Below are 11865 nucleotides of genomic sequence, written 5' to 3'. Positions count from 1 at the left end.
CCCGATCGTCTCACGCGTTCAGCGGCTTTTCAGCAGCTCCGCGAGAACGGCCGCCTGGCTGATGTCCGTATCGCGGGTCGCGGTCACCAGGGTGAGAACACCGCGCCCGGTAAGCCTCCGCAGCTCCTCCAGCGCCGCGTTACCCCGCAGTTCCGCCCTGTACCGCGAGGCGAATTCGTCGAATCGTTCGGGCCGGTGCTGATACCACTCGCGCAGGTCCTTCGAAGGTGCGACCTCCTTGCACCAGATACCCACCCGCGGGTCCTCCTTGCGCACTCCGCGCGGCCAGACTCTGTCGACCAGCACGCGCTGACCCTCGTCTGGGGTGACGTCTTCGTAGACTCGCGCCACCCGGATCCGACTCTTGGCGCTCATACTCGCCAGCGTAGCCACGCACGCGTGTCAGTGACCCCGTTTATTATCGAACTTACGTTCGAAGAATTGGCGGAAGGTGACCCGCCGGCCGACGAATCGGCGCTGATAGAGCGCATCGCGGAGCTGGAGACGGTCAAATGCGCGGCCGCCGCGGAACAGGCCCGAGCGGCTGCCGCCCTGGACGCGGCCCGTCGTGCCTCCGAAGCGGCGGCAGGGGTGCCCGCCGCGCGGCGAGGACGCGGCGTGGCCGGTGAGGTCGCACTGGCGCGGCGCGATTCCCCCGCGCGGGGCGGCCGGCATCTCGGCTTCGCCAAGGCCCTCGTCTACGAGATGCCGCACACCCTGGCGGCGCTGGAATGCGGGGCGCTGTCTGAGTGGCGCGCGACGCTGATCGTGCGAGAGAGCGCCTGCCTGGACGTCGAGGACCGCCGCGCGTTGGACGCGGAACTGTGCGCCGACCCGGCGAGCCTGGCCGGCATGGGCGACGCGCGAGTGGCCGCGGCCGCGAAAGCAATCGCCTACCGGCTGGATCCCCACGCCGTCGTCGAGCGGGCGGCCAAGGCCGAGCAGGAACGCACGGTCACCATTCGGCCGGCGCCCGACACGATGACGTACCTCACCGCGTTACTCCCTGTGGCCCAGGGCGTTTCGGTGTACGCCGCGCTGCGGCGCGAAGCGGATGCCCGCGGTGATGGGCGCTCACGCGGACAGGTGATGGCAGACACCTTGGTCGAAAGGGTCACCGGCCGCAGCGCCACGGTCCCGACTCCGATCGCGGTCAACTTGGTGCTATCGGACGAGACGCTGCTCGGCGGTGACGATGCGCCGGCCGACATCTCCGGCTACGGTCCCATCCCCGCGGCGGTCGCGCGCGCGATGGTCAGCAGCGCTGTCACCGACCGACGTTCGCGCGCGACGCTGCGCAGGCTTTATACGCACCCCCGGGCCGGAGCGCTGGTGGCGATGGAGTCGCGGGCACGCATCTTTCCCCGCGGGCTGGCCACTTTCATCGGGCTGCGCGATCAGCGTTGCCGCACACCGTACTGCGGCGCGCCGATCAGGCACCGCGACCACGCACAGCCGTGGGCCGACGGCGGCCCGACCACCGCGGACAACGGTCTGGGTCTGTGCGAAAGCTGCAACTACACAAAGGAAGCCGCGGGCTGGCGGGTCAGCACCGGTGTCGACGAAAACCACACCCATAGAGCACTATTCACGACGCCGACCGGCAAGAGCTACCGATCGACGGCCCCGCCGCGCGCCCCCGCGATCACGGTCAGCAAGGTGGAAATCCGCATCGGAGTGTCACTCGCGCGGCATGCGGCCTAGGTCCCTTGGTCGGTGAACCGCGAAACATCGATGACCTCACCGCGATTGATGCTGACCCAGTCGCGCCCATCGAGGTAGGGACGCAGACTTCGACCGATCAGCTCGACATCGGCCGCGGACTTGGGCCGCTGCAGCTCGTAGACGTGGGGCAACTCGGCCATGCCGGTGACGACATTCCACAGCGTCAGGGCTTTCGGCCCGGTTGGCGGATCCACCAGGACCGGACCAAAGAGGCACTGTCCCAACAGGAACAGGGTCGGCACCCCGTAGCCGCCGGCATCGATCACCCGTTGATGGTCGCGGTGTATCTCGTCGTGGGTTGTCGGATCGCTCAACGCCGCATCGAAAACCGACGCCTCGGCGCCGATGTCACTCAGCAAGCGCCGGGCAACCGCGGGATCGTGCGGCTTGCCGCCTAGCGTGTGCAGTTCATGTCCGATGGCGGCGTACCAGCGATCCAGCAGCGACATGTCCGTTCGGCGCAGTAGCGCCCCGATGCGCATCAAAGACCATCCATACGACCACTCCCGCTCCCACGGGTGCTTCTGGCCCTCTGACCGGTTGACCTCCTCGAGGCTGAAGAATCGCCAGTCGACGGTGATGCCCAGTTGCTCGCGAACGTCGCGGATCCACAACGAGGTCTGGTAGGCGAAAGGGCACATCGGGTCGAAATGGAAGTCCACCACAATGCTCATCTCGGACCCGTTCCGCCGCTCAGTAGTGATAGGTGTCCGACGGCGCGGGGGAATGATCCCGTTCTTCGTCGTCGAATTCCGACGATTCTATGTCGTAGGCGCCAGCCAGCTCGAGGATCTTGGTGGCCCTGGCAATCCGCGGCAGGTCGGAGCCGTTGCGGATCTCTCCCCCATCGCGTTCGAATTCGGCGAAAAACTCCTTGGCCCAAGAGATTTCGTCCTGCGACGGCGACAGGCCCTCGTTCACCACGGCGCATTGATCCGGGGTCAGGCAGATTTTGCCCGTCATCCCGAACTCCACGGAGACGGCGGTGGCTTCGATGAGTTTCAAAGCGTTGGAGCCGATCGTGGGTCCGTCGATTGCGCTCGGCAGGCTGGCCGCCTTGGCGGCGATGGTGAAGCGCGACCGGGCGTAGGCCAGCGTGCTCGGGTCTTCCCCGAAACCGGTATCGCGGCGGAAATCGCCGATGCCGAAGGCGAGCCGGAAGGTGCCCTTCGCCGCGGCTATTTCGGTGATGCGTTCCAGCCCGCGGGCCGTTTCCACCAGCGCCACGATCGGCACGTTCGGCAGCCGTTGCGCGGTCTCGGTGACGTGGTCCACCGATTCGACCATCGCCAGCATCACCCCGCCCACCGGAGTGCCGGCCAGCGCGGCGAGGTCGTCCGCCCACCACGGGGTGCCGAAGCCGTTGACGCGGACCCAGTCGGTGTTGCCGGCGCCCAGCCAACTCACCACGTTGTCGCGGGCGGTGTGCTTGTCTTTCGGCGCGACGGCGTCCTCGATGTCGAGTACGACGATGTCGGCCCGGGAATGTGCCGCGGACTGGAACCGGTCGGCGTGGGCACCGTTCACCAGGAGCCAACTCCGGGCCAACACGGGATCGATGCGGTAGCCGATGACGTCGTCGGGCTCCGTCGCGCTGCTATTGACCTGGTCGTACATCTTTAGCTGATCAGCCGTCTTTCGTAATCGCCAACGTGGGGTTAGTGCCTTAACCGTAGCGATATCTCCAAACGGGCGGTCGGGCATGCCCCGGGAAAGCCAAGACGCCCGGGGCGCGCGGCACGCCCGACGACGCCCAGCGGCGGGGAACCCTTTGCTTTACTGCATCTTCGCCTCGACCGACGAAGGCCGCCCGGGCGGAGGGAACTCGCCCGGGCGGCCTTGCAGATTCGCCTGATCGACTAGTTGATGCCGACGACCTCTTGCGCGATCGCGGCGACACGCGTCTGTGCGGCCGACACGACCCGCTGGCGGTTCTTGTTCGCCTCTTCGTAGGCGATGATCGCCCGCACGTCGCTCGGGTTGGTGAGGTCCTTCACCTCGGCGACGGCCTCGCTGACGTTGAGCTCGTCGTAGTTGGCGATGGGCAGCTCGTCGGCGTCGAGCACCCCTACTGCGGCGCGTGCCGCGTGCAGCGCATCGGCCGTCTGCCGGGCCCCCTCGTTGCGGGTGACCCTTTCGGCCGCCTCGAGAGCGGCGTTCCGCGACGCCGCGAGGGCGCGGGTCGCCACGTCACCGGCGTAGGCGCCCCGGCTCACCAGCTCGTTGAAGGTCGGCCTGGCCGAACGCAGCGCGTCCGCGGCCCTGTCCACACCCCGGACCGACCACTCGACCGGCAGGTTCACCAGTTTGACCGCCGTACCGGCCGCCGCCTGCAGCGGTGTCCGGCGCAACGCGGCGGGGCCACCAAGCGCATCCTCGGCAAGCACGGTCGTCAGCCAATCGACGGTCGCCGAATGCGCCGTGATCAGCCGCGTCGCCAGGCTCTCGATTTCGGGAAGCTGCGCCGCGACGGCCAGGGCTTTGAGGTAGCGGGCGCGGTCCAGCAACTGGTCCTCCAGCGCCAGGTCACCCAGAAGCGCCTCGTCGAACGGCTGGGCCTGTTCGGTCAGTGCTTTGACCGCAGCGGCGGCGCGGCCCAGGAAGGGGCCGACGATGTCCGGGACACCGCCGAGCTCACGGATCGCCTTCTCTATGGCCTCGGAGCGCTCGCGCCCGTTCGACGCGTTCTGCGTCAGCTCGCGCTCGACTGCCTCGGTACGCGCTTGTGCGATGCGCGTTTCGGCGACCTGGATCTCCGTGTTGGTCAGCTGGTGAAGCGCACGCAACTGCGCCAGCACCGTCGTCTTGTCCGATGAAGTCATCAAAAATTCGCCTCCTGCGTTGATTGTTGGATCGGCACGAAAGCGCCTCTGTTGGGGCTACCCATTCCGGCGGCGGCAAATAACATGGCCTCCGCCATGTGATCCAGATCGCTTTTACGGCGAGGGCATCCCGGCGGAGCAAACAAGTCGATGCCCCTGCGAGAGTTTCACGCCTGCCCTCCGGGGTAGCCATGCTTTGCCACGCCGCCGCTTCGGTGGAGCGTCGCTTTCCGCGAGGACTAGAGCACCCTGGTCCTTCAAATGTGTCTCGGCACCCTTCAGGGCTTCGACCGAGGCAAACCCGCTAGGAGTACACATGCGTAGGACCATTGCGATCGTTTCGGCCACCGGGGCGCTGTTGTTCGGTGGGGCAGGCGTCGCCAACGCCGCCAGCTCAACCACTCCCGCACCGACGTCCACCACAACGACGTTGGCGGACAACGACAACAACAACAACGGCCAACACAACGACAACACCGGGCTGTGGGGCCTGCTCGGCCTCCTCGGCTTGGGCGGACTCGCCGGACTGAAGCGCCGCAAGGACGCCGTCACCAGCACCGGCGTCGGACCAGCCGCCACCGGCGACCGTCGCGTCTAGTTCCTCCGCTCGGCTTCAGATCCCCGTCAGGCGCCGCGCCTGGCGGGGATCTGGCTCGGCGCCCGAACAGAAATTGCTTGTGCTTCAAACGATTCCGCCCGCGCCCGCGAGGCCTCGTTTAGGGGTTTGTACAGCGGGTATGCCTCGTCAAGCCGCACACAGCCCATAGTGCGAGTCCCAATCCCCCGAGAGAACAGCGAGGTATGGCGATGGCCGACATGATTGTCCAATCGCCCGACGAAGTCGTCGCATTTCTGAAAGCGCAGCACAACCTCATCGAGGACATGTTCGACGAGGTGCTGCACGCGTCAGATCCGCAGGCTCGCGAGAAGCCGTTCTCGACGCTGCGTCAGCTGCTGGCCGTCCACGAGACAGCCGAAGAAATGGTGGTGCACCCGCGCGTGCGCCGCGAGGCCGACGCCGGTGACGAGATCGTCGACGCCCGGCTCAAGGAGGAGCACGACGCCAAGGAGCTGCTGTCGAGCATCGAGAAGCTCGACGTCACCTCGAAGGAGTTCATCGACGAGGTCACCAAGCTCCGGGAGGCCGTGCTCGACCACGCCAAGCAGGAGGAGAGCGAAGAGTTCCCCGTGCTGCAACGCGAGGTCGACGACGCCGACCTCAAGCGGATGGGTGCGGCGGTGCGGGCGGCCCAGGCCATCGCGCCTACCCACCCGCATCCCGGCGTGGAATCGGCCAAGCTGAACTTCGCTCTGGGCCCGTTCGCGTCGATGCTCGACCGCGCCCGCGACCTCATCGGACAGGCCCTGGGCTCGTAGGACTTCCGTAGGCTAGTTGAGGTGAGTGTCGCCCCGGATATGACCGTCGCTCTACAGGACCGGTTTTTCCGCGAATTGCCGGAGATGGCCGTCCGCTGGAAAGCTGAGGCGCCCGCCGACTTGCGGCTGCTCGCCCTCAACGACCGGCTTGCCGCCGAACTCGGCCTGGACGCCGGCTGGCTGCGAAGTCCGGATGGGATGCGCTTCTTGGTGGGCGACCTGGTCCCCAGCACCGCCGTTCCGGTGGCCCAGGCCTACGCAGGGCATCAGTTCGGCGGCTTCGTCCCCCGGCTTGGTGACGGACGCGCGCTGCTGCTCGGCGAGCTCGTCGACGGCGACGGGCGGCTGCGCGACATCCACCTGAAAGGCTCGGGGCCGACGCCGTTCGCCCGCGGCGGGGACGGCCTGGCGGCCGTCGGGCCCATGCTGCGCGAGTACATCGTCAGCGAGGCGATGCATGCGCTCGGGGTGCCGACGACGCGATCGCTGGCCGTCGTGGGGACCGGCCGCCCGGTGCTGCGTGAGGCGGAGCTGCCCGGGGCCGTGCTGGCGCGCGTGGCCAGCAGCCACCTGCGGGTGGGCAGCTTCCAGTTCGCCGCGTCCACCGGTGACGCCGACCTGCTGCGCCGCCTCGCCGACCATGCGATCGCCCGCCACCACCCCGGCGCCGCGGACGCCGAACGCCCCTACCTCGCGTTGTTCGAAGGGGTGGTCGCCGTGCAGGCAGCGCTCATCGCGCGCTGGATGCTGGCCGGATTCGTCCACGGGGTGATGAATACCGACAACATGACGATCTCCGGCGAAACGATCGACTACGGACCGTGCGCCTTCATGGACGCCTACGACCCCGACACCGTCTTCAGCTCGATCGACTTCTGGGGGCGCTACGCGTACGGCAACCAGCCCCTCGTTGCCGGCTGGAATCTCGCCCGATTCGCCGAGACGCTGCTTCCGCTGGTGTCCGACGATGTCGAGGAGGGGGTCGCGCTCGTGGAGAATTCGTTCGGGGTCTTCCAGCGCGAATACGACGCCGTGTGGTCGTCCGGAATGCGCGCCAAATTGGGTTTGTCCGCGGACGTCGACGCCCAAGAGCTGAACGCGCTTTGCGACGAGTTGCTCGCCCTGCTCAAGGCCAGCCACGTCGACTACACCTCGTTCTTCCGCCACCTCGGCCGCGCGGCACGAGGCGATGCCGAACCCGCGCGCGGCTTGTTTATCGACCTCGCCGGGTTCGACGCGTGGCTGTCGCGGTGGCACACCCTGCGCCCCGACGCCGACGCCATGGATCGGGTCAACCCGATCTACATTCCGCGCAACCATCTGGTCGAGGAAGCCCTGGCGGCCGCCACGGCGGGCGACCTCGGTCCACTTGACCAGCTCCTCACCGCGGTCACCGCACCCTATGAAGAGCGAGTGGGGCTGGAACGTTACGCCAATCCGGCCCCCGAGGACTTCGGTAAGTATCAAACGTTCTGCGGCACTTAGCGTTACGTGAGTTTCGCGAATTCAGCCTGCAGCTCATCGAGGCGGAGAAGGGTTTCGTCGCGAGGCTCGGTGGGCAGTTCAACCAGCAGGTGCTGCAACCCGAGAGCGCGGTAGCCCTCAAGCTCTTCCGCCGTCGGCGCGCCGCCGTGAAAGCTGATCACCGCCACGTCCCGACCGGCCATGTCGCGCAGTTGCTCCAATTGCGGCGCCAAAACCTGCGCCGATGGTGTCATCGACAGCCAGCCGGCATGCAGCCTGGCGATGCGTTTGAACCCCGCGGGTCCGCCGCCGAAGTACAGCGGGGGGTAGGGCTTCTGCACCGGCTTGGGCCAACTGTAGATCGGGTCGAAGTTTACGAATTCGCCGTGAAATTCCGCTTTTTCGTGCGTCCAAATCTCGACCATCGCGTCCAGTCGTTCGTCAACCACTCGTCCTCGGACCCCGGGATCGACGCCGTGGTTGGCGATCTCTTCGCGCAACCAGCCCACACCGACACCGAATCGGAACCGTCCTCGCGACACCAGATCCAGCGACGCCACTTCTTTGGCCGTGTGAATCGGATCGCGCTGGGGCACCAGCGCGATGCCGGTGCCCAGGACCAGCCGCTCGGTGACGGCGGCCGCGGCGGTCAACGCCACAAACGGATCCAGGGTGCGGTAGTACTTCGGCGGGATGGGACCGCCGGCCGGGTACGGGGTTGCGTCGCCCGCCGGAATGTGGGTGTGCTCGGCGAGGAACAGCGACTCGAATCCACGCTGCTCGAGCGCCTGCCCCAGCTCCATCGGGCCAATGCCCTCATCGGTTACGAATGTCAGTACGCCTACGCCCATGGTCTCAGTCAACCGCATCGGGCGCGTTCCGGCGAACGCGTGACTGCGGTCGGGCCGCGCCCCAGAGCCCCACACCGATGCCGATGACGGCGCCGCCCAAGCCGATGATCCGTTGCGAGGGCTTCAGCTCGTCATGGACGCTGATGCCCCCGAGCAGGTCGGCCGCGTCGGCACCGCCGGATGCCAGGAACCAGCCGCGGGTGTTCTTGCCGCGCAACGCCGCCGTCGCGAGCATGCCACCGATCAAGGCGTCGCGATATCCCATGGATCGCAACAACAGTCGCGCCGTCGGCGCCGGCTCGCCGGGATCTCCCCAGAACCGGTTCGCGGTCAAGGGGTCGACGAGGAACCAGACGCCGGAGGTGAGTCGGATGCTGCCCGCGAGAAGTGCCGCTCGGTCGATTGACATGCTCGGCAGCCTAGGAGCAAAACGCGCTCCCGCGCACGGCTTCGCCCCAGAAGCCCGTCAAGGCGCGGGGCACGCGTGGGCGATTTGTATGGAGGCCGGCCACAACGCCGTGGTCAGGCCGAATGCCACGGCGTCGGCTCCGGTGGGGAAGACGGCCTCCACCCGAGTCTGGATCAGTCGAGCCTCGTCGGCGTGAAAAAGGGTCCACACGAACCCGATACACAGGTATGGGATCGCCAGCCACAACGCCAGCTCGATCAGTGCGCCGACCCTGACCTGGTAGCGCATGGTGCGCCGAATTACGTCCATCACCGCACGCTCCTAGGTTCCGGTCCGGTCAGTCCAGCGCGGGGTCGGGCAGCCCGCACAGCTTGCACAGGGTGGCGAGGCCGTCGGGTGTCCCCGGCCAGTGCTTGGCAAGCACACCGGGTCCCGCCGTGCGGCTGATCCAGCGCAGCACCAGACCGACGATGATCACGTCGTCGGCGAATCCGATGACCGGGATGGCGTCGGGTATCAGGTCGATGGGCGACACGACAAAGGCGATCAGTGCGACCAACGCAACCCGGATCCGCCGCGGCAGCTCGGTATCGGCGGCGAGCCGTTTCAGCAGGCGGAGCACGTCGGGCAGGAGGCGCACGAGGTCCTGCATTTTGGCCTCGGGTCGCATCAGCCAGAAGGTGACAGCGAGGATCAGCCAGATCACCGCGAACGCAACCAGGATGCCCAACGCAACCATCCACCAGTCGGGCCACATCATGTACATCTTGGTTGGTGGGGCGCAGGCACGCCAGCGCCGGCGGGTTTTCTAAGCGGCCCCCGGCGGCGGGAACGGAATCCAGGGGATCATCCCGGTGTCGGTCGGACGTGGCGGTGGCTCGGTGTTTGGTTCCCCAATGTGTTGGGGGCAGAAGGCATTCACCGCACTGGTCGCGAAACTCGTAGCTTCCGACACGGTGAATCCCGCGTTTTCCGAGGACACACTCTGGATGACCGCGGCTTTGGAGTGACCCTGGTCCATCAGCTCGCAGGCCTTCTTGCCGACCTGAATGGCAACGGCCCCGTTCTTGTAGGGAACGCCGGCCTGATCGAGGGCCGACAAGAAATTCGCATCGGGGTTGCCGGCCGGGTCGGCGTGCGCGGGCGCGGCCGCGCCAATGGCGGCGGCGAAGCTCGCAAGCACGAGAAGCATCCGCACCGCTTCATCCTTGTACAGATGACGCGAATTGTCCTGTCGGCCCCCGCGAACTCGGCTTAGTGTGGTTGGCGGGATGAAGGACAAGTGCCAATGAACATCGACGAAGAGTCCGTCACGACGCTGGAAGACCTCAGGGGCGATCTGGCGCAGCGGTACAAGCGAACGGCGAGCGGTGGAAGCTCCGTCGACAGCGCGGTCGTCAACGCCGACATGGCGGCCCTCGACCGCGACGGCTACGTCATTTGGAAGGACCTGCTCACACCGGAGCAGTGCCAGCAGATCCGCGAGGTCGTACGCCCGTGGCTCGGGCACACCGGACGCAACTCGTTCGAGGGGCGGCGCACCCAGCGCATCTACAGCCTGCTGAGCCGGACGCGGGTATGCGACGGCGTCGTCGACCATCCTCGGGTACTTGCGGTGCTCGATCGGCTGCTGATGCCCAACTACCTGCTTTCGGCGTTGCAGGCCATCAACATTCAGCCCGGAGAGGCCGCCCAGCTGGCTCACCACGACGACGGGTTCTACCCGGTCCCGCGGCCGCGAGAACCCTTGGCGGCGGCGACGATCTGGGCCATCGACGACTTCACCGCCGACAATGGGGCCACCGTCCTCTACCCCGGCAGCCACCGCTGGGGCAAGCGCCGGCCGGGTCCCGACGATCAGGCCATGCCGGTCGTCATGCCCGCCGGCTCGTGCGTCTTCTTCGTGGGCACCCTGTGGCACGGCGGGGGCGCCAACAACACCGGCCACGACCGCCTTGCCGTCACCGCCCAGTACTGCCAACCGTGGCTGCGGCCGATGGAAGCCTTCACGTTGTCGATATCGCGCGACATCGCCCGCTCGGTATCCGACGACATTCGCCGCATGCTCGGCTACAGCATCCACCCGCCGTTCGTCGGCGCGGTCGACGGCCTGCACCCGCTCCGGCTGTTGGAAGCCGATTCGTAGGTCCTACTCGCGTCTTCCGCTGACACCCGCCAACCGCGCGGCGTCGACGGGCGTGGGCTGTTGCGGGCTGCCCACTTCGATCGCCTGGCTGCGGCTCAGCGCGACAGCGGCGGCCACCATGCCCCATACGGCCACTGCCAACGCCAGCGCCGCCGAGCGGCCCACGGCCAGGTGCTCACCCAGCACGCCAACGCCGAGCACGACCGCGACAACCGGCTCGCCGACCAACATGATCGGGACCGACGCCTGCAACGCGCCGGCATGAAAGGCCGAGTTCTGCACCAGCGTCACCGCGACCGCCAGGCCGACCAACAGGTACGGAGCGGGGACGGTGAGGAGCGCGTGCCAGCCGCCGGCGGCGTAGCGGTGCGTGCAGATCTTCGTCAGGACGGCGATCATGCCGAGCAGGACCGCCACGGCCACGCCCAGCAGCATGGCGCGCACACGACCAGCGGCGCGGCCGGCCGCCGTCACACACACCACCAGCAACGGCACCATCACCAACAACGCCAGTGTCCACGCCGGGACCGCAGGGCGGACACGGCCTTCGCGCGGCTGGCCGACAAGCACGAAGACCGTCAGTGCGCCCGTCAACAGCGTCGCCCAGCCCCACTGGACTGCACTGATGCGCTGGTGGCAGAGCCGCGCGCTCAAGGGCAACGCGAACAACAGCGACGAGACCAGCAGCGGCTGGATGAGCAGCAGGGATCCGTGCGCCAGCGCCCCGGCCTGAAACACGTAGCCGGCGACGGCGGCGACGGTGCCCGCCCACCACAGCGGTCGCGTCGCCAGGGTCGTCACCATCGTTCCCGACATGCCCTCATCGGCCGGAACGTCCTGGGCGGCTCGCTGCCGAACGACGATGCCCACCGCGGCCCAGAACGCCGAGAGCAATGCCGAAAAGATTGCGACCGCGTGCGATTCCACCCACCCCATGACCGTGCGGATACCCGGGACGTCCGCATGGCTAACTGGGCTCCGCGCGAACGCGTGCAGCGGCGCAGCGCGGGAATTTGTTTGTGACTCACCGCACATTTATGCTGACGGTGTATTCCAGGTCACAACTCGGTA

Annotated in this window: 15 protein-coding genes; 5 read left to right on the top strand and 10 right to left on the bottom strand. The window is 67.4% G+C overall.

What is annotated here, in order from left to right:
• Positions 1 to 18 precede the first annotated feature (18 nt).
• Complete coding sequence (locus tag A5750_RS22620; protein ID WP_066952235.1) at positions 19 to 375, bottom strand: DUF488 domain-containing protein; 357 nt, start codon at positions 373 to 375, stop codon at positions 19 to 21.
• Between the two features lie 45 nt (positions 376 to 420).
• On the opposite strand from A5750_RS22620, the gene A5750_RS22615 reads away from it, so the two are divergent.
• Positions 421 to 1704, top strand: a complete 1284-nt coding sequence (locus A5750_RS22615) for a DUF222 domain-containing protein (protein ID WP_369829497.1) — start codon at positions 421 to 423, stop codon at positions 1702 to 1704.
• Here A5750_RS22615 and A5750_RS22610 read toward each other — a convergent pair.
• The 3 genes from A5750_RS22610 to A5750_RS22600 form a co-directional block, all read right to left on the bottom strand.
• Complete coding sequence (locus tag A5750_RS22610; protein WP_067265805.1) at positions 1701 to 2399, bottom strand: DsbA family protein; 699 nt, start codon at positions 2397 to 2399, stop codon at positions 1701 to 1703. The two genes, A5750_RS22615 and A5750_RS22610, sit on opposite strands and share 4 nt — an antisense overlap.
• A 19-nt stretch (positions 2400 to 2418) precedes the next feature.
• Positions 2419 to 3342 carry a CoA ester lyase gene (locus A5750_RS22605; protein WP_067265803.1) on the bottom strand — a complete coding sequence of 308 codons (924 nt, stop codon included), beginning with the start codon at positions 3340 to 3342 and terminating at the stop codon, positions 2419 to 2421.
• A gap of 242 nt (positions 3343 to 3584) precedes the next feature.
• Positions 3585 to 4547 carry a hypothetical protein gene (locus A5750_RS22600; RefSeq protein ID WP_066952228.1) on the bottom strand — a complete coding sequence of 321 codons (963 nt, stop codon included), beginning with the start codon at positions 4545 to 4547 and terminating at the stop codon, positions 3585 to 3587.
• A gap of 316 nt (positions 4548 to 4863) precedes the next feature.
• Between A5750_RS22600 and A5750_RS22595 the strand changes: the two genes are divergently transcribed.
• From A5750_RS22595 to A5750_RS22585, 3 genes are all read left to right on the top strand, one after another.
• A complete protein-coding gene (locus A5750_RS22595) occupies positions 4864 to 5145 on the top strand; it encodes a WGxxGxxG family protein (protein WP_067265793.1) in 282 nt (93 codons plus the stop codon).
• 209 nt (positions 5146 to 5354) lie between these two features.
• On the top strand, positions 5355 to 5924 hold the full coding sequence (locus A5750_RS22590) for a hemerythrin domain-containing protein (RefSeq protein WP_066952645.1): 570 nt from the start codon (positions 5355 to 5357) through the stop codon (positions 5922 to 5924).
• 39 nt (positions 5925 to 5963) lie between these two features.
• Entirely contained in the window at positions 5964 to 7409 is a 1446-nt protein-coding gene (locus tag A5750_RS22585) for a YdiU family protein (RefSeq protein ID WP_197505516.1), read from the top strand.
• 2 nt (positions 7410 to 7411) lie between these two features.
• On the opposite strand, the gene A5750_RS22580 is transcribed toward A5750_RS22585, so the two are convergent.
• From A5750_RS22580 to A5750_RS22560, 5 genes are read right to left on the bottom strand one after another with little or no spacing between them, the layout of a single operon-like run.
• Entirely contained in the window at positions 7412 to 8239 is an 828-nt protein-coding gene (locus A5750_RS22580) for an LLM class F420-dependent oxidoreductase (protein ID WP_067266204.1), read from the bottom strand.
• 4 nt (positions 8240 to 8243) lie between these two features.
• Positions 8244 to 8648 carry a DUF4267 domain-containing protein gene (locus A5750_RS22575; RefSeq protein ID WP_067265774.1) on the bottom strand — a complete coding sequence of 135 codons (405 nt, stop codon included), beginning with the start codon at positions 8646 to 8648 and terminating at the stop codon, positions 8244 to 8246.
• Positions 8649 to 8705: 57 nt separating this feature from the next.
• The gene (locus A5750_RS22570) at positions 8706 to 8957 is read right to left on the bottom strand and encodes a hypothetical protein (protein ID WP_066952218.1); all 252 of its coding nucleotides are present in this window, start codon (positions 8955 to 8957) and stop codon (positions 8706 to 8708) included.
• Between the two features lie 28 nt (positions 8958 to 8985).
• Positions 8986 to 9405: a YkvA family protein gene (locus tag A5750_RS22565; protein WP_067266201.1), complete on the bottom strand. Its 420-nt coding sequence runs from the start codon at positions 9403 to 9405 to the stop codon at positions 8986 to 8988.
• Positions 9406 to 9456: 51 nt separating this feature from the next.
• Positions 9457 to 9840 (bottom strand): DUF732 domain-containing protein, encoded by a 384-nt coding sequence (locus tag A5750_RS22560; protein ID WP_082948034.1) that lies wholly within the window; start codon positions 9838 to 9840, stop codon positions 9457 to 9459.
• Positions 9841 to 9936: 96 nt separating this feature from the next.
• On the opposite strand from A5750_RS22560, the gene A5750_RS22555 reads away from it, so the two are divergent.
• Positions 9937 to 10794: a phytanoyl-CoA dioxygenase family protein gene (locus A5750_RS22555; protein ID WP_066952214.1), complete on the top strand. Its 858-nt coding sequence runs from the start codon at positions 9937 to 9939 to the stop codon at positions 10792 to 10794.
• A 3-nt stretch (positions 10795 to 10797) separates the two neighbouring features.
• Here the strand turns inward: A5750_RS22555 and A5750_RS22550 are convergent, their stop codons facing one another.
• Complete coding sequence (locus tag A5750_RS22550; RefSeq protein ID WP_067265770.1) at positions 10798 to 11730, bottom strand: DMT family transporter; 933 nt, start codon at positions 11728 to 11730, stop codon at positions 10798 to 10800.
• Positions 11731 to 11865: the final 135 nt, after the last annotated feature.

The organism is Mycobacterium sp. 852002-51613_SCH5001154, assembly GCF_001667425.1.
GTDB lineage: Bacteria > Actinomycetota > Actinomycetes > Mycobacteriales > Mycobacteriaceae > Mycobacterium.
This window is presented reverse-complemented; position numbering and strand designations above follow the sequence as displayed.